This is a genomic window from Bacillus sp. OTU530 (assembly GCF_038440375.1).
Genome location: NZ_JASATP010000023.1, coordinates 30,250 through 56,795, shown reverse-complemented (window position 1 = coordinate 56,795; position 26,546 = coordinate 30,250). Strand labels below are relative to the sequence as shown.

Annotated in this window: 23 protein-coding genes and 1 tRNA gene; 14 read left to right on the top strand and 10 right to left on the bottom strand. The window is 40.9% G+C overall.

Annotation, left to right across the window (positions count from 1 at the left end):
- The first annotated feature begins 73 nt into the window (after nucleotides 1-73).
- The 9 genes from nagA (at nucleotide 74) to AAHB12_RS17475 (ending at nucleotide 7,057) form a co-directional block, all read left to right on the top strand.
- Nucleotides 74-1,264, top strand: coding sequence for an N-acetylglucosamine-6-phosphate deacetylase (gene nagA / locus AAHB12_RS17515; protein WP_342046241.1), 1,191 nt, complete (start codon nucleotides 74-76; stop codon nucleotides 1,262-1,264).
- Nucleotides 1,264-2,001: a glucosamine-6-phosphate deaminase gene (gene nagB / locus AAHB12_RS17510; protein WP_129728709.1), complete on the top strand. Its 738-nt coding sequence runs from the start codon at nucleotides 1,264-1,266 to the stop codon at nucleotides 1,999-2,001. Before nagA ends, nagB begins: the two co-directional genes overlap by 1 nt.
- A gap of 17 nt (nucleotides 2,002-2,018) precedes the next feature.
- Nucleotides 2,019-2,744, top strand: coding sequence for a GntR family transcriptional regulator (locus tag AAHB12_RS17505; RefSeq protein WP_129728708.1), 726 nt, complete (start codon nucleotides 2,019-2,021; stop codon nucleotides 2,742-2,744).
- A 10-nt stretch (nucleotides 2,745-2,754) separates the two neighbouring features.
- The gene (locus AAHB12_RS17500) at nucleotides 2,755-3,489 is read left to right on the top strand and encodes an SIS domain-containing protein (protein ID WP_342046240.1); all 735 of its coding nucleotides are present in this window, start codon (nucleotides 2,755-2,757) and stop codon (nucleotides 3,487-3,489) included.
- A gap of 267 nt (nucleotides 3,490-3,756) precedes the next feature.
- Nucleotides 3,757-3,852, top strand: a tRNA-Sec gene (locus AAHB12_RS17495).
- A 212-nt stretch (nucleotides 3,853-4,064) separates the two neighbouring features.
- Complete coding sequence (locus AAHB12_RS17490) at nucleotides 4,065-4,550, top strand: hypothetical protein (RefSeq protein WP_342046239.1); 486 nt, start codon at nucleotides 4,065-4,067, stop codon at nucleotides 4,548-4,550.
- A complete protein-coding gene (locus tag AAHB12_RS17485; protein ID WP_342046238.1) occupies nucleotides 4,540-5,700 on the top strand; it encodes a LuxR C-terminal-related transcriptional regulator in 1,161 nt (386 codons plus the stop codon). Before AAHB12_RS17490 ends, AAHB12_RS17485 begins: the two co-directional genes overlap by 11 nt.
- 82 nt (nucleotides 5,701-5,782) lie before the next feature.
- Complete coding sequence (locus AAHB12_RS17480) at nucleotides 5,783-6,238, top strand: DUF2269 family protein (RefSeq protein WP_165350804.1); 456 nt, start codon at nucleotides 5,783-5,785, stop codon at nucleotides 6,236-6,238.
- A 12-nt stretch (nucleotides 6,239-6,250) separates the two neighbouring features.
- Nucleotides 6,251-7,057 (top strand): arylamine N-acetyltransferase, encoded by an 807-nt coding sequence (locus AAHB12_RS17475; protein WP_129728701.1) that lies wholly within the window; start codon nucleotides 6,251-6,253, stop codon nucleotides 7,055-7,057.
- A gap of 175 nt (nucleotides 7,058-7,232) precedes the next feature.
- Here the strand turns inward: AAHB12_RS17475 and AAHB12_RS17470 are convergent, their stop codons facing one another.
- Together AAHB12_RS17470 and AAHB12_RS17465 are read right to left on the bottom strand one after the other, a co-directional pair.
- Nucleotides 7,233-8,468 (bottom strand): MFS transporter, encoded by a 1,236-nt coding sequence (locus AAHB12_RS17470; RefSeq protein ID WP_342046237.1) that lies wholly within the window; start codon nucleotides 8,466-8,468, stop codon nucleotides 7,233-7,235.
- Between the two features lie 49 nt (nucleotides 8,469-8,517).
- Entirely contained in the window at nucleotides 8,518-8,973 is a 456-nt protein-coding gene (locus tag AAHB12_RS17465; RefSeq protein ID WP_129728699.1) for a CBS domain-containing protein, read from the bottom strand.
- Nucleotides 8,974-9,165: 192 nt separating this feature from the next.
- Here AAHB12_RS17465 and AAHB12_RS17460 point away from each other — a divergent pair, with 192 nt between their 5' ends.
- Complete coding sequence (locus AAHB12_RS17460) at nucleotides 9,166-9,588, top strand: MarR family winged helix-turn-helix transcriptional regulator (RefSeq protein WP_129728698.1); 423 nt, start codon at nucleotides 9,166-9,168, stop codon at nucleotides 9,586-9,588.
- Nucleotides 9,589-9,787: 199 nt separating this feature from the next.
- On the opposite strand, the gene AAHB12_RS17455 is transcribed toward AAHB12_RS17460, so the two are convergent.
- Nucleotides 9,788-12,961 (bottom strand): MMPL family transporter, encoded by a 3,174-nt coding sequence (locus AAHB12_RS17455; protein WP_342046236.1) that lies wholly within the window; start codon nucleotides 12,959-12,961, stop codon nucleotides 9,788-9,790.
- Nucleotides 12,962-12,967: 6 nt separating this feature from the next.
- Nucleotides 12,968-13,417 carry a MarR family winged helix-turn-helix transcriptional regulator gene (locus AAHB12_RS17450; RefSeq protein WP_165350803.1) on the bottom strand — a complete coding sequence of 150 codons (450 nt, stop codon included), beginning with the start codon at nucleotides 13,415-13,417 and terminating at the stop codon, nucleotides 12,968-12,970.
- 181 nt (nucleotides 13,418-13,598) lie between these two features.
- Here AAHB12_RS17450 and AAHB12_RS17445 point away from each other — a divergent pair, with 181 nt between their 5' ends.
- Together AAHB12_RS17445 and AAHB12_RS17440 are read left to right on the top strand one after the other, a co-directional pair.
- Complete coding sequence (locus AAHB12_RS17445; protein ID WP_342046235.1) at nucleotides 13,599-14,828, top strand: aminopeptidase; 1,230 nt, start codon at nucleotides 13,599-13,601, stop codon at nucleotides 14,826-14,828.
- Between the two features lie 357 nt (nucleotides 14,829-15,185).
- Nucleotides 15,186-16,310, top strand: coding sequence for a GerAB/ArcD/ProY family transporter (locus AAHB12_RS17440; RefSeq protein ID WP_342046234.1), 1,125 nt, complete (start codon nucleotides 15,186-15,188; stop codon nucleotides 16,308-16,310).
- Between the two features lie 299 nt (nucleotides 16,311-16,609).
- Here the strand turns inward: AAHB12_RS17440 and AAHB12_RS17435 are convergent, their stop codons facing one another.
- The 3 genes from AAHB12_RS17435 to AAHB12_RS17425 form a co-directional block, all read right to left on the bottom strand.
- The gene (locus AAHB12_RS17435) at nucleotides 16,610-17,488 is read right to left on the bottom strand and encodes a LysR family transcriptional regulator (protein ID WP_129728693.1); all 879 of its coding nucleotides are present in this window, start codon (nucleotides 17,486-17,488) and stop codon (nucleotides 16,610-16,612) included.
- 398 nt (nucleotides 17,489-17,886) lie between these two features.
- Complete coding sequence (locus AAHB12_RS17430) at nucleotides 17,887-18,603, bottom strand: LytR/AlgR family response regulator transcription factor (RefSeq protein WP_342046233.1); 717 nt, start codon at nucleotides 18,601-18,603, stop codon at nucleotides 17,887-17,889.
- Between the two features lie 300 nt (nucleotides 18,604-18,903).
- Nucleotides 18,904-20,103 (bottom strand): MFS transporter, encoded by a 1,200-nt coding sequence (locus AAHB12_RS17425; RefSeq protein ID WP_342046232.1) that lies wholly within the window; start codon nucleotides 20,101-20,103, stop codon nucleotides 18,904-18,906.
- Between the two features lie 696 nt (nucleotides 20,104-20,799).
- Between AAHB12_RS17425 and AAHB12_RS17420 the strand changes: the two genes are divergently transcribed.
- Both AAHB12_RS17420 and AAHB12_RS17415 read left to right on the top strand, forming a co-directional pair.
- On the top strand, nucleotides 20,800-21,447 hold the full coding sequence (locus tag AAHB12_RS17420) for a trimeric intracellular cation channel family protein (RefSeq protein WP_129728690.1): 648 nt from the start codon (nucleotides 20,800-20,802) through the stop codon (nucleotides 21,445-21,447).
- Nucleotides 21,448-21,675: 228 nt separating this feature from the next.
- Nucleotides 21,676-23,865, top strand: a complete 2,190-nt coding sequence (locus AAHB12_RS17415) for a DNA topoisomerase III (RefSeq protein WP_129728689.1) — start codon at nucleotides 21,676-21,678, stop codon at nucleotides 23,863-23,865.
- Between the two features lie 110 nt (nucleotides 23,866-23,975).
- Here the strand turns inward: AAHB12_RS17415 and AAHB12_RS17410 are convergent, their stop codons facing one another.
- From AAHB12_RS17410 to AAHB12_RS17400, 3 genes are read right to left on the bottom strand one after another with little or no spacing between them, the layout of a single operon-like run.
- On the bottom strand, nucleotides 23,976-25,085 hold the full coding sequence (locus AAHB12_RS17410; RefSeq protein WP_342046231.1) for a GerAB/ArcD/ProY family transporter: 1,110 nt from the start codon (nucleotides 25,083-25,085) through the stop codon (nucleotides 23,976-23,978).
- Between the two features lie 4 nt (nucleotides 25,086-25,089).
- Complete coding sequence (locus AAHB12_RS17405; protein WP_129728687.1) at nucleotides 25,090-25,332, bottom strand: hypothetical protein; 243 nt, start codon at nucleotides 25,330-25,332, stop codon at nucleotides 25,090-25,092.
- 7 nt (nucleotides 25,333-25,339) lie between these two features.
- Nucleotides 25,340-26,539 (bottom strand): Ger(x)C family spore germination protein, encoded by a 1,200-nt coding sequence (locus AAHB12_RS17400; RefSeq protein ID WP_342046230.1) that lies wholly within the window; start codon nucleotides 26,537-26,539, stop codon nucleotides 25,340-25,342.
- Nucleotides 26,540-26,546 lie beyond the last annotated feature (7 nt).

Sequence of the window (26,546 nt, the reverse complement as noted above, 5' to 3'; positions counted from 1 at the left end):
TTGGTATAGACAACTATATTTTATTTGTGTACACTGTAGTCAAGCATTTACAAAAATTAAAGGAGCTTAAACGATGTCTAATAGTGAAGAATTTATTATTAGTAATATAACCGTTTATGCAGAAAACCACACGTATGAAAACGGCTATGTCAAGGTAAGCAATGAAAGAATTGTTGAAGTTGGACCTATAAACGAGCTAATAGAGGAAGATACCATTCGGAAAATAATCCTTTCTCCAGGATTCAGTTTACTCCCAGGCATGATTGATGTTCATATTCATGGTGCCGCTGGTGCAGATACTATGGATGCAACCGAAGAAGCGCTAGCAACGATGGCAGCTGCCCTTCCTCAGGAAGGAACAACCAGCTTTCTCGCTACCACAATGACACAAACGAGGAATGCTATCGAACAAGCATTAACAAATGCAGCGCAATTTATTGAGGAAAAGCAGGCAGCAGGAAAGGCAGAAATAGTAGGCATTCATCTGGAGGGTCCGTTTATTTCTCCAAAACGCGCAGGGGCCCAGCCACCTGATTACATTATAGAACCTGACCTCGACTTATTTAAAAGATGGCAGGAGCTAGCAAAAGGGCATATTAAGCTTGTTACATTAGCTCCTGAAGAAAAGAATGGTCTAGCATTAACTTCCTATTTAAAACAAACGGGCGTCACAGCCTCAATTGGCCATTCTGATGCAACCTATCAGGAGGTTGATGAAGCAATTCATGCAGGTGCTTCGCATGTTACCCATCTCTTTAACGGCATGCGCGGATTACATCATCGTGAACCAGGGGTCCTTGGTGCCGCATTATTACGCCATGAGCTGTTTACTGAAATCATTGCTGACGGTATTCATGCCAGACCTGAAATGATCCAGCTCGCCTATCAACAAAAAACGAGTAAACGAATGATTTTAATTACAGATTCACTCCGTGCAAAATGCTTAAAGAATGGAACATATGATTTAGGCGGACAAGCAGTACATGTGGATGATACAAAGGCAACACTCGCAGATGGAACACTCGCAGGCAGTATTTTAAAGATGAAGGATGCAGTCAAAAATGTGATTTCTTATACACATTGTGGACTAGAAAATATTATCGAAATGACAGCTGTTAACCCTGCAAAACAATTGAATATTTTTGACCGAAAAGGAAGCATTGCTGTCGGAAAAGATGCAGACTTTGTGATAGTAGATGAGCATTTAGAAGTTGTCATGACATTTTGCCGCGGAAAGCTTGCTTATCAAAAGGAGGAAAAATAATGAAAATTGTTCAAGTGAAGGATTATAAGGAAATGAGCCAAAAGGCTGCTGAGATTATCATTCATAAAGTGAAACAAGAAAATCGGATAAATCTTGGACTGGCAACGGGAGGTACACCAAAAGGCTTATATGAAGCGATAATTGAAGATCATCAAAAAAATGGTACCTCTTATCAACATGTCACAACATTTAATCTAGATGAATACATCGGTTTGAAAGAACAAGATCCAAATAGTTATCACTATTATATGGCAGAGGCTTTATTTAATCATATTGATATCCCAAAATTCCAGACCTACCTTCCAAACGGACTTGCAGCTGATTACAATCATGAGTGTGAGCAGTATGATCGGCTTATTAAAGCGTTAGGCGGTATTGATCTTCAAGTATTAGGAATCGGGCAAAATGGGCATATTGGATTTAACGAGCCAGGAACATCTTTTCAATCAGCTACCCATATCGTTACATTAGAAGAATCGACGCGAAAAGCGAATGCTCGCTATTTTAACACACTAGACGATGTGCCAACACATGCCATTACAATGGGAATCTCCTCCATTATGAACAGTAAGGAAATTTTGCTCTTAATATCGGGGGAAGAAAAAGCGGATGCCATGCAAAAACTACTTCATGGAGAAATAAGTGAAGACTTTCCTGCCTCTGTGTTAAAAAGACATAGTCATGTTACAATTATAGCAGACCAGAAGGCTTTATCAGGTGTGCTGGTAAGCCCCTAAAAGGAGAGAAATAAGCTATGATTGATAAAAGCTCGCCTCTTCCAATCTATTATCAACTGGAAGAACAAATCAAAAAGCAAATTGAAAGCGGTGAGTTACAGCCTGGCGACATGCTTCCATCTGAGCGGGAATATGCGGAGCTCATTAATATCAGCCGTATGACCGTTCGCCAAGCAATGAACAATTTAGTAGATGATGGCTATTTATATCGCCAAAAGGGAAGAGGTACGTTTGTCGCTGAAAAAAAGGTGGAACAAGAGCTTGGCAGTTTAACAAGTTTTACAGAGGATATGAAAGCAAGAGGGCTAGTACCAAGCAGTAAACTGCTGAGTTTCGAAATCGTTCCAGCACCAGAGAAAATCGCCAATCAGCTGCAAATAAAAGAATATGCACCTGTTTATGAAATCAAACGGATTCGTCTTGCCGATCAAGTGCCAATGGCGCTAGAAATTGTGTATGCTTCAGCAAATCTCATTAAGGGATTAACAGAGGAAAAGGTGAACCATTCCTTATATCAATATATCGAAGAACAATTACATCTGAAAATTGGACATGCAGCTCAATCTGTAGAAGCTGCCATTGCATCTGAAACCGAAGGTGAACATTTAAATATTCGTAAAGGATCGCCTATTCTGTTGCTGCAACGCAATACGTATTTAGAGGACGGGACACCGCTTGAATTTGTAAAATCCTCTTATCGAGCGGATCGTTACACATTTACCATTCATATTAAACGACAATGAGGTTATTCATATGCTACAGCTTTATTTTGATGAAATCATAACAGCCATTGAACGCGCCAGGAAGCAAGAGCATACAAAGCTCGTGAAAGCAGCCGAAGAAATCGCGCAATGCATTCAAGCAAACGGTATTGTGCATTTATTTGGCTGCGGGCACTCCCACCTTCTAACAGAAGAAGTATTTTACAGAGCGGGCGGTTTAGCACCTATTCATCCTATCCTTGTTGAGGAATTAATGCTTCATAAAGGAGCTGCCCGCTCATCACAGCTCGAACGGCAAAATGACTTCGCACAATCATTCATGGAAAACCAAGATATCCGCAAAGATGACATATTCATTGTAATTTCCACTTCTGGAATCAATCCGGTTCCAATTGATGCTGCAAAAATCGCTAAGCAAAAAGGCGCCTTTGTAATTGCGCTCACATCGCTTGAATATTCGCAAAGCCGTCCTTCTAGACATAAAAGCGGGCAGCATTTATATGATGTTGCCGATTTAGTAATTGATAATCACGCTCCTAAGGGCGATGCACTTATAACACATGCGGCGCTGCCTATGAAGTTCGGATCTGGCTCTACTATCATAGGAGCTACTATATTGAACAGCATCTTTGTTAAGGCTATTCAAATTATGGCAGATCAGGGCTTCGAGCCTCCTATCTTTTTTAGCGGAAATACTGAAGGGGCAGATGAACACAACAAACGGTTAATCGAAATGTACAAAGGACGCATTCCATTTCTTGCGTGAGTAGGTGTTTTCCTTTCTATTATAAAATCGGAGATTGAAATCACTGGAAATCTTCTATTATGATTGGGAATACACTAGGCATGAATATCCTTATTCATGCAGGAAATAATAGGATAGGCTGGCAACTGCTTGGTTTAACCATTTGAAAAAAAATATATACTCATGCATAATAAAACCCGTGTAATTCATAAGTGAAACCATGCGGAACTCTTAGGAAAAGCCGTTACAGTGCTCGCTGCAAATGCCAATATGCCGCCACCTTGCCACAGGGCTGACTGAGGTTCTGGTGCCCTTCGTGGCCTTCAAAACCGATTGGGAGGCGCGTGTCTCGTCTCCCGTGGGTTCGATTCCCACGCAGTCCCGCTAATTTTGATAGATAAGGCCTCCTTCTTATACAGAAGATACTTCCAAAAAACAGGATAACCCACATACAACCACGTTTATTGAACCATGTTTTTTTCATCCTTAGACAGTAATTGTGAGATAAGTGTTAAAATTCCCACTACTAATAAACCAACTATAAATAAGTTGTTTGTAATTAAGTTTGCTAGAAAAATATAATTCTGGAGGACTTTATGATTTTAGATGAAACAGTTATCCATTTTTTAACAAAAACAGAACCAATATATATCCACCTTGCTGTCTCCAATTTTGAAGGCCAGTCTTATTCTGTACGCGGATTTGGTGTGAAATGGATTAAGGGGACAGACCATCTTAGTATTTATATACTCAAATCGCAGACAGAGAAAGTCCTCTCCTACATAAAAAATGGAAATGGTATGACAACTTGTTTATTTACAGATGGTTTTTCCAATGAATCCTATCAACTAAAAGGGACTATTATTGGTACGAGAACAGCTTCAATCGAAGATGATCTCGAGTATTTAACCCGTTATCGTAATGGCAGTCTTAAGCTTTTTCCAAAAATGTATTCGAAATTTCCACTTTCACCAGCTCTTTGTGATGTATTTACCTACAAGGTGAAGGAGATATTTATCCAAACTCCTGGTCCATATGCAGGAAGCAGGTACCAAAGGGGGGGAGTTGGGGATGGTTCCTGAAGAGATGAAACCTGCGCTAATGGGGGTGGTGCCTTCCACTTTAATTACCAGCAGCAAAGCCGGTGTACCAAACATTACAAATATTTCGCGGGTATGGTATGTTGACAGCTCTCATGTCGCCATAGCTAACCACATGCTGAATAAGAGCGTGAAAAATTTAAAGGAAAATCCTTTAGCATTTATTCGAACAATGGATACTGCGACTTTTTCTACCTGGGAGATAGAGGTAGAGTATGTAGGATCGAGGACGGATGGGGAAATTTTCGTTGAAATGAAGAAGCAATATGAAGTCCTCTCGATAATGCTCGAAACGGCGATACCGATTAAAGTAAATAGTGCCGAGCTATTCCGTGTCAGGTCCGCCCGTGTTTGCGAAGAAGAGAATAGCCATCTGTTATCACCTGCGGATTTATATACTCTCCTTTTAGAGCAGTTAGAGCTGAAATTAGGCTGGGATGTATCTGCTGTGTGGATAGTCGAGGAGCCCTCAAACAATTTACAGCTCGCAGCACTTAGAGGATTGGATGAGGAATCCGCCGCACAACTGCTTAAGCGTGTAGCCCAATGGTCTGTTCAACAGGAAAAGCCAGTACGCATTTTTAATATTCGCTCACAATATCAATATGCAATTACTACCTTCCTTCATCAAGAGGATGATAAAAAGAGCTTTTCACATCAGGATTACAGGAATGTAAACCATAACTATATAGCTATGCCAATTATAGGAGAAGATGAAAAGGTTATTGCTGTAATTTGTAGTCAAAGTAATGATTCCCAAGGATTTAGTCATTTTAATGAGGAAATATTATTGGTTGTCTCAAAATTTCTATCCAAACTTATTGAGAGACTCCCCAGGCTTCAAGACCAAATCGAACGAATACGAGCCACTGAACAAGAATTAGAACGGATTCATTTAGAAGTTTCAAAACGAAAAGGCGAGGTAAAAACACATTTGAGTCCCCGTGAATTACAGGTATCTCTCCTAATAGCAAGGGGCCTATTCAATGACGAAATTGCAAAAGCTCTATTTTTAAGTAAACGGACAATCACGACACATTTAGAACGCATTTATCAAAAATTAGAGATTAATTCCCGTGCTGCATTAGCAAGCTATGTTATCGAGAATGGTCTTTCAGACTCTTCCAAGTAAAATTACGTATTTCAACCGATATTTTAAATGTTTTACACCACCTATTATAAGTTTAAGACTTATGAATAGGTGGTGTTTTTTGATGAAATGGCTTGTATTGTTGCATGTAATATCAGCAGTCGTTGGGCTGGGCCCTGCATATTCTTTTCCTCTGATTCTAAAAAAGGAAAAGTCTCTAACGGAAGTAAAAAGGATGGTGGATTTGGTAGCTCGTTTAGAAGTTCTTCCAAAAATGTTTGGAGGCTTAACCCTAATTTCCGGGCTGCTGTTAGTTTGGCTTGGTAACTATGGGACATTTTTTACGTTGTGGATTGGTGGAGCATTGGTTCTATTCATTCTAGCCGAAATAGTTATTATTGGTTATTTAACACCAGCAGCTAAAAGGCTTTCCATCTTATTATCAGAGTTATGTAAACAAGGTGAAACTAAAACAAATGAGCATTCGTTGGCATTGTTAGCTAAGGTGCGAAATTATCATATTACTTCCTGTGTGATTGTATTAGTCATTATTGCACTTATGGTAATAAAACCAGTATAAGGTGGGGAAATAATGAATTGTTGGACAGAGCAATATTTAAATTACTTGGGTTTAGAGAAAAGAGAACCTAATTATGTTTATTTACTACGTCTAATCGAAGCACATTTGCAGCGGGTTCCATTCGAAGTCATCAGTAAATACCATTATTACACTTCGAAGAATAGGCATGATTTAATTCCAACTAAAGAAGAATATCTTGAAACCTTACTTAAAAGAGGATGGGGAGGCAATTGTTATATTCTCAATATTCATTTTGGTAATTTACTCCAATCCCTGGGATTTGAGGCAGAGTACGTCCGTGCCAGAGGTGGAAATAATCATCTCGCCTTGATGGTTACCGTCGAGGATAAAGTATATTATACCGATGTCGGTTATATGGCGCCATTATTTGAACCCCTTCTCATTGAAAAGGAACCTTACTTAGTCGGCTGTGGTGAAGAAATCATTATTAAACGGAAAAATAATCGGGAATACTTGATTGATAGAAGGACAGGAGGGCAAAGCTTCGTTACGAAAATAATTGAATGGTTTCCTGTAGAACTTGAGAGTTTTCGTGAGGATATCATCCATTCACACCGGGATGAAGATGAAAATCCTTTTATGAGAAGGATTGTAGCAACAATATTTAAGGACCGTGTCAGCTATGCAGTAATGAATTCTAAATTAATTATAAAATCCAACACAAGCATCCAAGTCAAGGACTATGAGGATAAAAATAGCTGGCTCGAGATGATGGAAATAACCTTCAATCTTCAAAAGCAGGATTTAGAATTCGCTTTAAACTTCTTAGAAAAACGAAGCGTACAGTTGTTTATTTAAAGAAAACTCGCTGATTGGCGAGCTGTTAGGCGAAGCCAGAAGCGTAGTTGCCCTTATACTCTACGTCGAATTGCCTTCCAGCTAGAAATTTATGCTTTCTTAAAGTGTAAAAAGTAGAAAAAGGTGTAAGGCAACATTACTAACCTACACCTTTTTCCATTCTCAATGATAAAAATTAATGCCCTGATTTCACATGATCAACATGCTTCACATGCTTAGCATTCATACCGATAAATACTACTGAAATCATAACAAACACTGCACCTACAATAAATGGAACCTGCGAATTGTACCATTCTGCTAATTTACCTGCAAGAAAGGGAGCTATAGCTCCTCCAATGAAGCGTAAAAAGCTATATGCAGCCGATGCAGTCGCCCGTTCAACAGGAGCTGCATTCATCACAGCCGTTGTAATGAGTGTATTATTATTTCCCAATAATGCCCCAGCTAAAATAACCGCGGTGATAACGACCCATTGCGTAGATGTCCAAATACCCATAGCAACTAGCAACAGCGCAAACAAGGTCAACATCGCACACATCGATTTAATGGTTCCAAACCATTGCTGAAGTTTGGGAGCCATGAAGACCGAAGTAACAGCCAGCAGTATTCCCCAGCCCAAAAATACATAACCAAGTCCATGTTCATCTAACCCCATTACAAAAGGAGCGTAAGCCAGCAAGGTGAAAAATCCAAAGTTGTATAGGGCGGCTGCAATACCGAAGACTAAGAGTGAACGATGCTTCAAAGCACGGAACGGGTCCAATAGAGATATTTTTGATTTTACCGTGTTTTTAGTATTAGATCTTGGCATCAATACAATAAGGCCAATGAAAGCAACTACCATTAGTGTAGCAACCCCAAGAAATGGACCTCTCCATGACATAGCACCCAGCCAGCCGCCAAGAAGCGGTCCTACTGAAATCCCGAGCCCAATCGCTGCTTCATACAAAATAATAGCCTTCGCAGTTCCGCTGTTTGAAAGCGACACAATAGCAGCTAAAGACGTTGCAACAAACAGTGCATTCCCTAATCCCCAGCCGCCTCGCAAGCCTACAAGTGCCCAGATACCGTTTGAAACTCCTCCGAGTGCTGAAAATAAAGCAATAATGACGATACCGGCAAGCAGTGTCCACTTGATTCCAAGTCTCGACGAAACTGCACCAGTAATCAGCATTGCTACCGCCATAACCGCATTATAGCTCGTAAACAATAAGGTCACCTCACTATGCGAGGCATGCAAGTTTTCAGCAATAGCTGGTAAGATCGGGTCAACAAGCCCCAGTCCCATGAAGGCAATAATACACGCGAAAAAAACAGCCCATACAGCCTTAGGCTGCTTTAAAAGACTCGCTTCTTCAGTTTTTATTTTTGATGCACCTGATACTATATTTTGAGTGGTAGACGACATCTACTCTCATCTCCTTAGTTTAAATTTATCGTAAGGCATTCATTTTTTGCTACATTATGGATTTGAATGATTGCCTGATTACATCGCCGCGGCTAATGATCCCAACCAAGACACCGTTACGCTCAACCGGCAATTTTTTAATTTGTTTTTTTCCTAGGATAGAGGCAATATCCTCAATTTCTGCATCCCATGAAACTGTAATTACCTTTCTTTTCGCAATTTGCAGCACATTCAAATTCAGCAATTCCTTTGCTCGCTCTTCAAACTCCACATCATCGCCCTTGATTGTGACAACATGATAAAAGAAGTCAAGAATCCTATCCTCGTGCTTGCCGATATATCGCATAATATCCCCATCGCTTACATAAGCAACGATTTCGTTTCTGTCATTGACTACAGGAAGACCGCTAATACGATGCTCAATAAATCTTTCAATAACAGACCGTACAGTGTCATCCTCCTTTACTTTATAAACAGGACTAATCATAATTTCATGAGCCTTCATCACTATTCCCCCTAGCCTATATTGCCCACCCGCTCAGAAACAAGTTGTATAATGAAAGTATATAATTGTATTATACAACTATAAACTAAAGTGTCAATGGGCCCTTCATTAAGGGGCACAACTTACAAAAACAAAGATAATTGTGCTATCATAAGGCATAGAAAATACGGATAATAGCGAGGTAGTGAAATCATGGATGAACATGCATTGGAAACCATTGAGCTTGAAATGGCGATTCTCCTTCGCCGTGCCACATCGATTACAACCTCTAAAAAAATCGGCAATCTCGATCGGTCCGCCTATCTTTTATTACATCAAATAGCCTCTCATGGATCCGCTGGAGTAAAGGCTTTGGCGGATGAATTCCATTTAGATATTTCCACCGTAAGCAGGCAGGCTGCTGCTCTAGAGCAAAAAGGATATGTGTATAGAGTGCCGGATCCATTGGACGGCAGGGCCTATTCCCTGCAAATAACAGACTTAGGCAAGAAGGAATTAAATGAATACAAGCAGGCACGACTTGTAAGATTTGAAGAACTTCTGAAAGACTGGTCTGATGAAGAGCGAGAGGTATTCGGGCAGCTTTTAAAAAAGTTCAATCGTACGTTCATATAAAGTTTCTAATAAAACAATCCTTCTGTATGACAATTAAGAGAATGCCCAAGCTATAGATAACTACCTACGGTAAAAGGGTATCAATATGAGCATCTACTTAAATCAATTGCTGGCGGCTGACAGTTCGTAGAGGCAGATCAAATGAATGTAAGAAAAGAGCAGTCTGCCATATACAGACTGCTCTTTTCTCGGGAAATAATTATCCCGAAATATCTTGGTTGTTATTTTTACGCATCTCTTGATTTCTATCAAATGGAAACCAATTTGCCCGTCCGAAAACTTTCACCATTACCGGGACAAAGAATGGCAGGAAAACGAATGCATACAATACAAGTCCAGCCAAGACAATGGTCGCAATTTGAGCGAGGGACAAGACACCTGCCGGATACATTGCTGCAAATGTTCCTCCCAAGATAATAACAGCGGAGAAAATTACTGTTCCCATGTTTCGCATTGCTGTTAAAATTGCTTCTCCTACTGGCATCTCTTTGTACTCATTAAAGCGATCCATCAAGAAAATGCTGTAATCAACGCCAAGTGCCATCAGAAGCACAAAGCCAAAGAACGGCATTGTCCAGTTGATGCCATCGTAGCCGAGAATGTCTACGAAAATTACTTCATTGATCGCCAATGAGCTATAGAAGCAAAGCAGGAGCGATACAACTAAGTAAAGAGGCATAACGATAGAACGAAGCAGAATAATTAAAATAATCGAAACACCGATAATCATGTAAATGACTGTTTGCGAGTAATCTTTGTCAGAAGCAGCAAGCATATCGGAGGAAGATGCTGACATACCGGATACCCCGTAATTTGCACCTTTTAACTCAGTTCTGGCAATTGCCCGTTCTACAGTTGTTTTCACCTCACGCGACGCTCTCAATGCTTGGTCAGAATATGGATTGTGTTTTAAAACTACTTCAAACTTTGCAACCTTTTTATCAGTTGATAAGTAACGGTCAAATACTTGCTGGAAGTCGCTGCTTTCAAGCGCCTCACTTGGTACATAAAAACCGCTCATTTCCGGATCAGTATTATTTGTCAGCTTTCCTAGGTAATCCTGTGCGGAGCCGAGTCCTTTGGATACTTCCTGTAAGCCCTCCACACTTTGACCAAGTCCATCCGTTAGAGACTCTAGCTGGGAGGCCATTGCCGCAAAGCCTTTCTGCGCTTGGCGCTGGCCGTTCTCGATTTGGGATAGACCGTTTGAGAATTCTGGAAGCTTGCTGACAACCTGGCCTTGCCCATCAGCTGCCTGACCAATCCCTGTTTCTAAAGCAGCCGCGCCCTTCTCAAGCTCTGCCAAACCAGCAAGCAAGGCCTTTTGACCCTCTGCAGCCTGCTCCATTTGCTGGCTCCCAGCACTTACACCTGCAGCTGCAGCGCTAATTCCTTGATTTAGTTGCTTCAAATTGATAATCAAGCTTTCAGTACCTTGCGTTGTGCCCATTACAGCCTTTTTAATCATTTCATAATTTGGATCAGTAACAAAGGAAGCATAATCCGGGTTCCTCTCAAGTGCAGCAAAGCCGGCATCTTCTTTCAGTACTGCATTAAGCCCAACGGAAAGCTGCTCTAATCCGCCTTCTATGCCTGTATAGCCGTTGCTCAAATTCTGCAGGCCGCTTGCTAGCTTGTTATACTCCTCAATCATTTGTGCGGTACTACCGCTTGATTGTTGGATTTGTGCCTGAATTTGAGCCAAGCCCTCTCTTAGCTTTCCAGCACCGATAGAGCCGTCGCGCATTCCCGATTCAAGCTGAGATAGCGCATCCTGTATTTGAGTGAAGCCATCCCGCAGCTCCTTCGTACCGTCAGCCAGATTGCTGATACCTGTTACTGCTGCATCAAGCTGCGGTTCAGAGGAGGCAAGGGATACCTTCGCTTGATCTAAACCGTCACCAATCTGGTTAATGCCGTTGGCGCCCTCACCAAGGCCATCCTGTAATGTTTTGGCTTGATCCGCAACCGTAAATTCCTTCACCGGCTCGCCAAGCGGCCGCGTTGCGCTTCGCACCTTGTCCACTGCAGAAATGCCCGTCAGTTCACGGCTTACCTTTTCAATCGCCGCTAAGCCCTCTGCAGAATCTAAGTTTTTCTCGCTTTCAATGACAACCTGTACCGGCATGACTTCACCCGGTCCGAAGCTGTCCGCAATCGTATTAAAGCCCTTTACAGATTCGTAGCTTTCACCGATTTCACTTAATGAGTTAAATGATAGCTTGCCATTATAGCTTACAAGAAGCGGTACAACAATAATCGCTACAAACAAAAGGGCACGAAACGGCTTGCTTAATGAAAATTGTCCAAGCGCTCCCCACATTTTGCTTTCGCCGTGACCGCCAACAGACTTGGTTGGCCAAAATAGGCGCGGCCCGAGCACCGCCATAAAGAACGGCACAATCGTTACAAACGCTACAAGCAAAACAGCAATCCCAATCGCCACACCTGTTGCGGAGCGGTATAAGGAAAACTGTGAAAGGCCGATCGATGCAAACCCAATCAAAACAGCAAGGGCACTGAAAAATACCGTTCTTCCTGCTGTTTGATAGGTGCGAATAATTGCCTCCATTACTGTCTCATGCCGCGGCAATTCTTCTTTAAAGCGGCTCAGCAGCAAGATGCAGTAATCTGTTCCAATTCCAAACAATACGGCCACCATAAAGATTTGCGTAAAGTTTGAAAGCGGAAAGTTAAACCACTTTACTAAATATGCTACAATTGCAGCGCTTGCTGCATACGAAATCCCCACCGTAATAAGAGGAATGAGTGGTGCAATAGCAGAACGAAATACGAGAACCAATACAAGCAGAATGAATACAACAGTAATTTTCTCTGTTTTATGTAATCCATTTTGCGAACTAACGACAACATCTTCCCCAATAAAGCTCTCGCCGGTTAAGTAATGCTCTACCTTCGTTTTTCCAATTGCCTTCTGTAATTCCTCACGTACTTCTCCGGCAGTTCGTTTCTTTGGCTCTATCGAAATGGGTGTTAAGATTGTTTTATTATCCTCGGAGACAACCTGCTTTTTCACTTCTTCACTATCTAAATATGTGGTTATCTCGGTAATCCCGAGCTTTTCCTTTTCATCCTTTAAAGTATTAAGTACCTTGTTAATCTCTGCCTTATCTTGTTCACTAATCCCTTGCTTGTCATGGAACACAAGAACAGCGGAGATACTATTTTTCTCTTCTGAATTATGTCTCTGCAAAATTTCTTTTGCATTTACTGAGGAATAGCCTTTCGGGACTGTAATACCGCCTTTATCACGAACGAGCTGCTCCATACTAGGCTGAAAGCCAAGCAGCACAGCCAAAAGGACAATCCAGAAGAAGAGGAAAAACCATCGAAGCTTGAGTAATATTCGCATCGCCTGTTACTTCCCTTCTTTCTCTTGAATAATATTCCAAATCCTTTCATAAACCGAGATAAAACTTTCCAATTCTTCTTCTTCTAATTCATCTAGATACGTTCTAACAAACTGACGCAAATTTTCTTGCCCTGCCTGCAGCACCTGCTCTGCATCTTCCGTTGCCTGAAGCAGGATAACGCGACGATCCTGGGAATCCGGCTGGCGTGTGACGTAGCCCTTCGCAACCAAGCGGTCCACCATTGCCGTGGTAGCACTGCGGTTCACACAATTCCATTCCGATAGCAAACTTGACGTACAAGGACCACGCTCCTTAATAAGACGAAGTGTAAAAAATTGCTCAGCTGTAATATCATCGCTCAACTGCTCCGCAAACAACGCATGAATTTTACGATTTGCAAACACGAAGATGTCTTCATAACGGCGAATCAGACTGTCGATTTTGTTCGGGTTCACTGTTCTCCTCTCCTTTTTGTTCAATTATGAAATAGTTCAACAGTTGAACTACTTTTCCTAAGTATAAAATAAAAATAAAAACGTTTCAATAAGAAAAGCCTTCCCTGCAAATCATTTCTTATTTCATATCTTTTTTAGTACAATAAGGGTAACCCATTTTTTTACATAAAGGAGAGTGCCTATGTCATTCGAAACATATTTGGAAAAGTATGCTGACTTAGCAGTAAGAGTAGGCGTAAATATTCAAAAGGGACAAACTTTACAAATCAATGCGCCGATTGCAGCTCTGGACTTCGTTCGCCTTGCTGCGAAAAAGGCATATGAAGCTGGCGCAAAGCATGTGTATGTAGATTGGACAGACGAGGTACTTACACGCACAAAATACGATTTAGCTCCCGATGAGGCGTTTCTTGAGTTTCCAGCATGGAAAGCACGGGCAAATGAAGAATTGGCAGAGCAGGGCGCAGCCTTTTTATCCATTCATGCAGTAAATCCGGATTTGCTAAAAGGGGTGTCTTCAGAGCGAATCGCTAATACGACAAAAGCAACAGGCCAGGCATTGGAAACATTCCGCCGTTATATCCAATCTGACAAAGTGAGTTGGACTGTTCTTGCTGTTCCAACAAAGGAATGGGCAGCGAAGGTATTCCCTGAGGCAGAGGAAGAAGAACAGATAGCTAAGCTATGGGATGCGATTTTTTATGCAACGCGCGTGAACCTAGACAATCCGGTACAAGCGTGGCGTGAGCATCGCGCTCATTTGCAAGGCAAGGTTGATTATCTCAATCAAAAGCACTATACAGCTTTACACTATACAGCACCAGGCACTAATTTGACAGTGGAGCTTGCAGAGAAGCATCTATGGGTCGGCGGCGGCAGCGAAAATGAAAATGGCATACCGTTTATTGCAAACATCCCGACTGAAGAAGTATTTACAGTGCCCCTAAAAACCGGTGTGAACGGATATGTAACAAGCACAAAGCCATTAAATTATGGCGGTAATGTAATCAATAACTTTACCTTAACCTTTAAAAACGGCCGAATTGTTGAGATTAAAGCTGAAACGGGTGAGGAAATATTAAAGCAACTTATTGATACTGACGAAGGCTCTCACTATTTAGGAGAGGTTGCGCTCGTGCCGCACAAGTCACCGATTTCCGATACGAATATTATCTTTTACAATACATTATTTGATGAAAATGCATCGTGCCATTTTGCAATCGGAAGCGCTTATGCCTTTAACCTAGAAGGGGGAAAAACGATGGCAAAAGAGGAGCTTGAGAAAAATGGCGCCAATACGAGCATTACACACGTAGATTTTATGATAGGCTCTGCAGAATTAAGCATTGATGGCATCACACAGGCCGGGAAGCGTGAGCCTGTATTACGTAATGGAAACTGGGCATTGTAGAGAAAACTCGCTGATTGGCCAACTGTTAAGCAAAGACAAAAGCATCGTCGTACTGTGTTCCTAAAAGGTTCTCGCCGAATTCGCCTCTAGCTGAAGATTTATATTTTCTTCAATTGGAACTACGTGAGTGCACCTCGTATACAAGTAAAGTAATCTAAGACATATATCCCCAATTGGTAGGTTATACTAGCAAGTAGCTATAGACAAGCGCCAAAGGGGATTATTTTTTATGTTTAAAACTGATGTATCCCGCAATCAATGAGCCTCATGGTTTTATTATAAGGTCAGAACTTCTCCCCTATTTTTTAGTTTTTTTCATCCTCATTCAATTCAGCAACATATTCGAGGAGTGTATATATGGAAAGAGGTAAGATTAGTAAAAGGCAGCTCTTTATCCTTATGCTCTTGTTTGAGTTGGGGAGTTCCATCGTTATAAATCTTGGGATGCAGGCAAAACAAGATGCCTGGCTGGCCGTTCTTCTTGGCACAGGAGCGGGAGTATGCCTGTTCCTCGTTTATGATTACTTATATCATCAATATGAGGGGCTGCCTTTGACACAATATGTACGAAGTATATTGGGAAAATATCTTGGCTCACTCCTGGCCCTTCTGTACATTTTTTATTTTTTCTACCTATCTGCTCGGGTACTGAGAGACTTCGGAGATCTTCTACTAACATCTACCTTGGAAGCTACACCTATGCTTGTTATAAATAGTATGTTAATGCTTGTGATTGGCGGAGCTGTCTATTACGGTCTAGAGGTTGTCGGAAGAACAGGGGAAATCATTCTCCCGTTTATGATTTTTTTAGCTTTGATAACAGGGATTGCTATTTTATTTTCGCACATTTTTCATATAAAAAATTTGCTTCCTGTATTAGAAGGAGGGTGGAAGCCGGTGATGAAGGCTACTTTTCCTCTGACGGTAACTTTCCCCTTTGGAGAAATTATTGTTTTTTCGATGATTCTTCCCTATGTCAATGAGCAAGCCCATACTAAGAAAACAGGGGTGAAGGCTATTCTTATAAGCGGTTTTATTTTGATAACCACCATTATTACGAACATTGCCGTACTTGGAGTTGCTCAAGCAAGTACAGAGCAATTTCCTCTTCTGACCACAGTAGGGAAAATTAATGTCGGGGATTTTATTCAGCGGGTAGATGCCGTAGCTTTATCAGCCTTAATACTCGGTGGTTTTTTTAAAATAAGTATTTTTTTCTATGCAGGGATAAACGGTATGAAAGACTTATTTTTAATTCAGAAAAAGAAACATATTCTAATCCTAGTAGCGAGTTTCGTGGCAGTCGTTACAGTTTATTCGGTCAATATGGACAGCAGCTTTACGAGCCACATTGAAATAGGCCTAAAGCAGGTTCCCTATTATTTACATATTCCCTTTCAAATAGGAATCCCTGTCCTGCTCCTCGTTATTACATGGGGCAAGAAATTAGGAAAAAAGCCTTCTCCAGGAAGGATTACATAAAGAAAACTCGCCGATTGGCGAGCCCTGCCCCCCGGCGAAGACAAAGGCGTAGTTGCACTTATACTTTATTCCTAAAATTTCTTACTACGTCGAATGATTTTCTATCTAGAAATTTATGCTTTCTTAAAGTGTAAAGAAAACTCGCCGATTGGCGAGCTCTGCCCCCCGGCGAAGACAGAGGCGTAGTTGCCCTTTACTGTATTCCTACAATTCCCTACTACGTCGAATGAACCTCCAGCCGGGAATTTATACTTTCTTACAGTACGAAAAAGGACAAGCACGTCTCTCCCTTGTCCTTTCTATTGTTCCGCGCGCAGAAGCTGCAAAAATACATCCACTGAACGAGGCTGAAATTTCGTCGGCTTCGTAATAATAGAAAAGTTCCTCACAAGTGGAAGCCCATCAATCTGCAGAGCGATAAGCGTACCTAGCTTTTGTTCCTTCCGCACTGCTGATTTTGACAGAAGCGTAATCCCAAGCCCTGCTTCTACTGACTCCTTAATCACTTGATTGCTTCCAAACTCCATCATATGCTCCGGTCTAATTTGAGAGGCGTCAAACAGCTTCTCTGCAGCCTCCCGCGTGCCAGATCCAATTTCACGAACAATCCATGTTTCATCCTGTAAATCCCTCATGGACACATTCCTTTTCTGGGAAAGCGGATGCTTTGGAGAAATGAATAAAAGCATTTCATCCTTCGCAAATGGCTCAGTGTGAAGCTTCGGCTCATGCAAATCCCCTTCAATGATGCCAACATCAAGCTGATAGCTTTTCACAAGATGAACAATCTCCTGTGTATTAGCAATCGTAATGGATGGCTGAATAGATGGATACGCATCCCTCAGCCTAGCAATAACATGGGGCAAGATATACTCCCCAAAGGTATAGCTCGCACCAATGAGCAGCTTGCCTCTCGCCTCATGCATCGCATCTTCTACTAAGTCCTTCATTCTCGAATACAGCCCTAAAATCTCCTTGGCATGATAATATACAATATCGCCGGTATGTGTAAGACGAATAAATTTATTATTGCGCTCTAACAGCTTTGCTCCCATATCCCTTTCTAGCATTTGAATATGCTGACTTACCGCCGGCTGCGTCATATGCAGCTCCTTTGCCGCAAGAGAGAAATTTTTCAGCTCCACAACCTTTACAAATACATCTAATTGCTGCTCCATTCCATACCCCCGCTTATAAAACCTTGCTTATCATCATTATTATAACTATTTGTTTTCCTTATAACAAAATTACCGATATTATTCACCCTTCAAAGATAATAATACGGCTAAGCATGAATCCATGATACTAATTCATCGAAATTATAACTATTTTTTATTATGTTTATATAACTCATCTATTAAAGAAAACTCGCCGACTGGCGAGCCCTGCCCCCCGGCGAAGACAGAGGCGTAGTTGCACTTATACTGTATTCCTAAAATTTCTCCCTACGCCGAATTGCCCTCCAGCTAGAAATTTATACTTTCTTAAAGTGTAATTCGAAAAACCCTTATTCTAAACATAATAAGGGCTTTGTTAATTCGATACCTCTTAACAAGCAAGAGTCTCCTGAACGTATTTATATCTCTATCTTATGCCTTAGACGCTTTACATAATTGCGGCTTACCGGAATCGGACAATCCATGCAGCCTGCTAAGTATAAATTGTATGTTCCGTTATAATATGGCCTCAATCCTTTTATATATAACAGATTCACAAGGTAGCTTTTATGCACTCGTAAAAAATGATGCGAGGTAAGCTTATCCTCTAGTTCCTGCAGGGTATAGGCTGATGTAAACTGGGCCTCTTTTGTATAGATGGAGACTGTTTTATTTTCCTTATTCTTACTAACATATATAATTTCATTAGGAAAGATATAAGAAATTCCTTCGTGGTTTTCAATGGGAAGCTTTTGGAGGACACCCCCGCCTTTCTTCCTTCTCTCCTTCTCTATGAGAGAAGCAAGATAAGAAAGTTCATCATTCTGAAACGGCTTGAGCAAGTAATAGAACGCACGCATGCGAAATGCATCTACTGCATATTGTACATCCTCTCCCATCAAGATGACCTGTGCTGCTAAATCAAGCTGCTTGATTAACTCGGCCACCTCAAAACCGCTTCCGTCTGAAAGCTGCACATCAAGAAATAGAAACTCAGGATCGTGTCTCTTCATAAGCTTAATTGCCTCAAATGCAGTAGCCGCTTCTAAGATCTCCTTTTTATTTACTTCCCGCTCGACCGCTTGTAAGATTAGGTTTCTGCTCTCCGCCTGTTCGGTTACAATCAAAATCTTCATTCCTGTTTACCACCTAACTCTTTCTATGTTGTCGACTATACATATACTATACATTCGACTTAAAACGACATAAATCCTCTTAAACTACAAACTGTTTCTATTTTCCATAAAGAAAACTCGCTGATTGGCGAGCCCTGCTCTTGGGCGAAGACAGAAGCGTAGTTGCACTTATACTTTGTTCCTAAAATTTCTCACTACGCCGAATTGGCTTCCTGCTAGAAATTTATACGTTCTTAAAGTATAAAGAAAACTCGCCGATTGACAACCTGATACGGAAAAAGGAAGCGGCATCCGCTTCCTCTATACAAGCTCCTGCTGGCGGGTTTCTTTCCCCAGCAATACTACAGCAATTACACCGATAATAATTGCCACGCAAAAAATAATAAAAACCGTTGAAATTGCAGTTTTCTGCGCTACAAGATATCCTACAAGCAATGGTCCCAGGATACCGCCGATACGCCCGAAGGAGGCAGCCATACCCGCACCAGTTCCGCGAACTGCTGTTGGATACTGCTCTGGCGTATAAGCATAAAGGGCTCCCCATGCGCCAAGATTGAAGAAGGAAAGAAAAATTCCCGAGGCAATCAGCATCGAAAGTGAATCAGCTTCTCCAAAGGCATAAGCACTTAGTGCTGTGCCAAGTAAGTATGTAACAAGAACAAATTTCCGTCCCGCTCTTTCAATGAGCCACGCAGCTGTAAAATAGCCCGGGAGCTGTGCCAGCGTCATAATAAGTACATATTGAAAGCTTTTAATTAAGGTAAAACCTTTCAGCACCATAACGCTTGGAAGCCACAGGAACATGCCGTAATACGAGAATACAACACAGAACCAAAGCACCCAAAGCATAATCGTTGAACGAGCGTACGGCGCCGACCAAACGGTCCCTATTTTCTCCCAAACTGGCTGCTTTGCTTGCTGCGGCTGAAAACGAGGCGAATCAGGTAAACTCCACCGCAAATACAGTGCATAGAAGGCTGGAATTGCGCTTATTATCATAGCGGTCTGCCATCCATACCTCGGGATTACAAAATAGGAAATGAGTGCGGCAATCAGCCAACCTCCAGCCCAAAAGCTCTCTAATAAAACAACAACCCTTCCCCGATCCTTTGCAGGTACACTTTCCGAGACAAGTGTAGATGCAACGGGAAGCTCTCCCCCTAATCCCATACCAATCAAAAATCGAATAATCATAAATACAGTAAGCGTAGTGGCGAGTGCCGACAGCCCACTTCCAAGTGAAAATAATAGCAGTGTAATAACAAAAACTTGCTTTCGACCAATCCGATCTGATAATAAACCAAATATAAGAGCTCCAACAGCCATGCCAATGGAATTAATACTTCCGATCCATGCCATTTGCTTTGCATCTAAACCCCATTCCTTTTGCAGCGCTGCAATGACAAAAGAGAGAAGTCCTACATCCATTGCATCAAACAACCAGCCAAGACCGGCGACGCCGAGAAGCCTCCGATCGGAAACTACGGTTACTTTACTCATGAGAAACCTCCTGTTGCCAATATTCACTCTTAGCATTTTACACGTATTGCAGTGTATAAGTATACTTTTTTATTGCAGTTTTATAAGGAAGACAGCGAATAATCGTCTCCTTGGACAAATATACATATAAGAAGTTTTTTACAATTTAGGCCTGTCTAGCTCTCATAAGAGCAAAAACAGATTGCATCCCTTTTCCTATTTAGTATGTGACTCCTTCTGCTTCTTATGTGCATTTTTCTCATATAGCAAATCACATATAAAAGAAGGAACTCCTTAAAGAAAGCCTTCACCTTCAAAACGCTTCCTCTCCTTCTAACTCCATTCTTTTTTGCATATGGCAAAACAATTGTTGTACTTTTCCCAAACTTGTTGTATATTTTCTCCTTGTAAAGAAAACTCGCCGATTGGCGAGCCCTGCCCCTGGGCGAAGACAGAGGTGTAGTTGCACTTATACTTTATTCCTGAAATTTCTTGCTACGTCGAATCGTCTTCCTGCTAGAAATTTATAATTTCTTAAAGTGTAAAGAAAACTCGCCGATTGGCGAGCCCTGCCCCTGAGCGAAGACAGAGGCGTAGTTGCACTTATACTTTATTCCTAACATTTCTCGCTCCATCGAATTGTCTTCCTGCTAGAAATTTATACGTTACTTAAAGTGTAAAAAACAAGGAATTAGAAAAGAAAGGAACCTGGAAAGAATGACTGTTATTAATGTATTTATCTTTATCGGTATTATTGCCGCTGCAATATCAGGTTCTTTAGTCGGCATGAAAAAACAGCTCGATTTATTCGGGGTGATTTGCCTTGGCGTTGCAACAGCGCTTGGCGGCGGCGTCTTGCGGGATATTATGATTGGGAATCTGCCTCCTGTTGCTCTTATTCAACCTATTTATTTCTTCGTCAGTTTATGTACGTCACTGCTTACATGGTTGTTTTACAAAAAAGTCACTAAGCTACAAAATATAATTATGATCTCAGATGCAGTTGGGCTAGGCGTTTTTACAGCAGTCGGTGCAAATGCCGCTCTCACCCATCACATGAATGCACCTTTCCTCGTTGTATCCATGGGAGTTATTACCGGTATTGGCGGAGGAATTTTACGTGATTTATTAGCTAAAGATATTCCATACGTATTTCGAAAGGAAATTTATGCAATTGCCTCTATTATAGGTGCAATGAGTTTATTTATTACGTACGACCTCGTTCCGCATATTATCTCTTTATATATTTGCCTATTTGTTACCTTTATTATCAGGGTAATAGCTGTTAAGTATAATATGAATTTTCCTGTATTTAAAACTGATATGGAAATAAGTAAAGATAAGGGGAAAGGGATGCAGAACTAGTGCATTCCTTTCTTTTGCTTTAGCCTTTGGAAGCCTCTTGCCTTTCAGCGTTAGCTTCGCCAGCGCCTAAGCTAACGCTGTATTTAAAGCCTTCCTATCACTACAGGACCTTTGATCAAACTTTGAGGTGGGGTCTTCTGTCGGAGAATGATAAAGGTGTCCATACATTTTTCACCCTAAAACTATGGTATATTAAACAGTACATAGTTAGTAAAGGAGTTCGGAAACATGGCAAAAAGTTTAGTAATTGCTGAAAAACCTTCCGTTGCACGCGATATAGCAAATGTATTGAAGTGTACGAAGAAGGGAAATGGATTTTTGGAAGGCGACAAATATATCGTTACCTGGGCGTTAGGACATTTAGTGACTTTAGCAGATCCCGACGTATATGATATGAAATATAGAACATGGAATCTAGAAGACCTTCCTATGCTCCCGGAACGCATGAAATTAGTTGTCATAAAACAAACAGGAAAACAGTTTAATGCTGTAAAAGCACAGTTAAGCCGCACTGATGTGAATGAAATAATCGTGGCCACTGATGCAGGGAGGGAAGGAGAATTAGTTGCACGTTGGATAATTGATAAGGCAAAGGTTCATAAGCCTATCAAACGTCTGTGGATTTCATCTGTAACAGATAAAGCTATTAAAGATGGGTTCAATAGCTTGAAGCCTGGTAAAGCTTATGAAAGCTTGTACGCTTCAGCAGTAGCACGTTCAGAGGCAGACTGGTATATCGGTTTAAATGCAACTCGTGCCTTAACAACAAAATTTAATGCGCAATTAAACTGCGGGCGTGTGCAAACACCAACAGTTGCAATGGTTGCAGCACGTGAAGATGAAATTAAGAATTTCAAACCGCAAACGTATTATGGTATTGAAGCCCAAACAGATGGACTTAAATTAACATGGCAGGATGCGAATGGTAATAGTCGTAGCTTTGATAAAGAAAAAATGGATGCAATCGTTAAATCACTTGGACGTAAGGATGCCACTGTGGTTGCGATTGATCGTAAAGCAAAGAAAGCATTCTCGCCTGCTCTATATGATTTAACAGAACTACAGCGTGATGCCAATAAAATCTTTGGTTATTCAGCTAAGGAAACACTCAATATCATGCAAAAACTGTATGAGCAGCATAAGGTATTAACATACCCTCGTACAGACTCACGTTATTTATCTTCAGACATTGTTAGTACGCTTCCAGAGCGTTTAAAGGCATGTGGTGTAGGTGAATATCGTTCACTTGCCCAAAAGGTATTAAAAAAGCCAATTAAAGCAACAAGTGCCTTTGTAGATGATAGAAAAGTCAGTGATCACCATGCCATTATTCCAACTGAAGGTTATGTGAACCTCTCAGCATTTACAGATAAAGAGCGTAAAATATATGACCTTGTTGTAAAACGTTTCTTAGCTGTATTATTCCCTGCTTTTGAGTACGAGCAATTAACAATACAAACAAAAATCGGTAATGAAAAATTCATTGCTAAAGGGAAATTGGTAAATAACGCCGGCTGGAAAGAAGTGTATGAAAATCGTTTCGATGATGAAGAGTCAACTGATGATGTAAAGGAGCAGATATTACCTCGTCTTGAAAAAGATGATGTATTAATAACAAAGCTAATTGTTCAAACATCAGGTCAAACCAAGCCCCCTGCACGCTTTACAGAGGCCTCTTTGCTGTCAGCCATGGAAAATCCTGCAAAGTACATGGAAACAAATGATAAGAAGCTTGTAGATACATTAAAATCAACTGGTGGACTTGGTACAGTTGCAACTCGTGCTGATATTATTGATAAGCTATTCAACTCATTCCTAATCGAAAAACGTGGCGGAAAAGACATCTATATTACTTCCAAAGGGCGCCAGCTACTAGATTTAGTACCAGGAAAATTAAAATCGCCGGCGACAACAGCTGAGTGGGAACAAAAACTTGAGCTGATTGCTAAAGGGAAGCTAAAAAAAGATGTGTTCATAAATGAAATGAAGGAATATACAAAGGAAATCGTTGCTGAAATTAAAGCAAGTGATAAAAAATACAAGCACGATAATATTTCCACAAAATCATGCCCTGACTGCGGAAAACCAATGCTTGAAGTAAACGGCAAGAAAGGCAAAATGCTTGTCTGCCAAGATCGTGAATGCGGTCATAAAAAGAATGTCGCACGTTTAACCAATGCACGCTGCCCTCAATGCAAAAAGAAAATGGAACTTCGTGGTGAAGGTAAAGGTCAAATTTTCGCATGTAAATGTGGGTATCGCGAGAAGCTATCTGCTTTTGAAGAACGACGTAAAAAAGAATCTGGCGGTAAAGTGGATAAGCGTTCGGTACAAAAGTATTTAAAACAGCAAGAAAAAGAAGCTGAACCAATTAATAATCCCTTTGCAGACTTATTAAAAGGGATGAAATTTGATTAAATTACTAAAATGGGAGTGGCTATCTACTGTGATAGCCTCTTTTTTATCCAATTACAATAGGTCCTATATGCACGTTCTTGTAAAATAAGAAGGCTGGGTAAGTAGCCAAATTATTCAGGATTTCCCTTTTTTATGGCTCTCTTTTGTTTGATGCTATCAACAACTAGCAGGATAATTGGAAAAAATAGACCATATGGCATAATACTGGTCGTCCATAGCCCCCTTGCAATCTCCCTGAAATCTACTGTATTTGAAAACATAACTATTGATAAAGAAATAACAAGCATGCCAAGCGGAAAAGTTAAAGGCTTATAATGCTTCAATTTAAAAAGCTGTGCAATTGCGAGCACAGAAGCATAGAAGCAAACCGTTATCTTAAAAAACATTGTAATAAACCAAAGGCCACCTACTAATACCTCAATCCTTTGGATAAAGTTTCCGACATTCACTGATCGTGCGAGCTCAAATACAGAATAAATGGACCGCCCTGTAAGATTTGCCCCAAGAACAAGGGTGGACATTAGTGTAACCACTATAATAATTATACTTCCTGCTATCATTGCTACAAAATAAACTTTCTTTGCCTTACGTAAATCTGAAACATAAGGAAAAATCATCAGAAATATGACAAGGTCAAAAAATGGAATTCCCATGTGAATGAAGACACCCTTTGCCATCATATTCAGTGGGCTCTCGAAGATGGGCTGTAAGTTTTTCCATTCAATACGCGGCAATAATGCCACGAACAACAAAAACAGAAAAGCGAGCACCCAAGGGAAAAAGATCCCCGCCGCTCTCGAGGATACCTCAATGCCAAGTCGGATAGCCGCCACTACAAGCGAAAAAAATAGAAGCTCAACCCATTGAATGGGTGTATCAGTTAATACTAACGTAACAAGCATATCCCCTAACTGACGCAAAAGCGCCGCGGTAATCATTAAGAAATAAAATATAAACAAGCTTGAAACTGCCTTTCCAAACCATTTCCCTAAAATTCTCTCCGTATATTCAATAAGTGTTAAATTAGGATACCGCATTCCTAACGAAATATACAGCCAGACAACTGGAAGCGCCACAAGCATAGTAATAATTGATACAACCCAAGCATCCTGCTTCGTATAAAAGGTTACCAGAGGCGGGATAAGAAGCGTTGCACTACTAATAATAAACATAAAAACAAGAATGCCAAGCTGCATTGGCGATATCCTTCCTTTTTCCATCTTATCACCTCCTTATCCCTAGCACTCTATCTATGACATGGGCTAACGGTTCAAATATAAATGTAACCACAACTATCGGGTTTGGAATAGGGATGCGCAGAACTTGGAGAATACTGAGAGTCATACCTGCAGCCAAAAAAATAACAAACACTGCCAGGTCTTTTCGCGACTCCTGCTGCAAAAGTGAAGGCAGCTCATACATTGCGATGAAAACAGCCAACAGAAAAATTGAAATGCTTGGCACCATAATGCGTCTACTCCTTTAGCTCCGTTACAAAGGAATTTCCAGTTGTTCCTGTTCTGCGAATTTTTACTGTCGTATGCACTGTAACAGGCAACTCAACAAGCCCTTTTTCATACCAATCCTTCTTCAAGCTTTTCCATGCCTTTGGGGATGCACGATGAATAGCTTCTCCAAAGCCAAAAATATCAGCCCGCAGCTGTTTCGCACGCTTAACAGAATCCTTAATAATCGTTTCATTTGTTTGCTCGCTGGATTTCTCCAATGCTTTAATGCCTTCCGTTGTAGATAAATCTATATCACATCTTACCTCACCAACATTTTCCTCAATGAAGTTATGAATATGGATAGCTGGCTTGCCATTCTGAAAGGTAACCTTTACATTTGGCTTTGCATGAAAAATCTCAATAACCGCGGATCCACCCTTTGGACACTTAATACTGCCAACTGTATTTTTGACATCCCCTAACACATAATTCAATCCTTTGCTTTCCTCTTCATTTAACCATCCGACTAATTTATCCTTTTTTAACACTGCTATACCTGTGTATTGCAACTGCGCTTCTGGCCATGACTTTTCTACATTTGCCATAGACTGCCCAACCTTCTTATTGCCTGTATACTTAACGCCTGTTAAAACACCCGACTTCCCATCGCTTGTCATGTCTGCGATAAGCTGATCCATTTGCACCGTACGGGTGGGCGCCCAAATACTTTGTGATACCTCAAGCGACTTGGACATCTTTTGTGAAGGAATCTTCTCGATTGGACTTAGAAATTTCAAAATTTGCTCTGCTTTTACATTTCTTGACAGTACAATATAAAAATCTGAACGAACCTCATGATCACGCGACAGCATCTCCAATGATTTTGCAATCCCTTCCTTCGCAACAGATTCTCCGATTACTAAAATCCTCAAATGAGCTAAGTAAATTTGCCTCGGAGAGACAGTTGTAATTTTGCGCAAGGCCTCAAATATTGTATCTGCTTTTGCACGATAGCGCGTGACAGGTGAACGGCCGGTACTTCCCTGCTTTGGAGCAACCTCTGATGGATCAACGACCTGCACGCTAACCATATACTCATTTTCTTTTACTTTATCAATGGCTAATCCAACAGCGATGGCCAGCTCATTAAGTTCCATCCTGTTCCAGCAACCTGTTAAAGGTATCATCATAATGAATAGCAGGCTCATCGTTAACACCTTTTTCATGGCTATC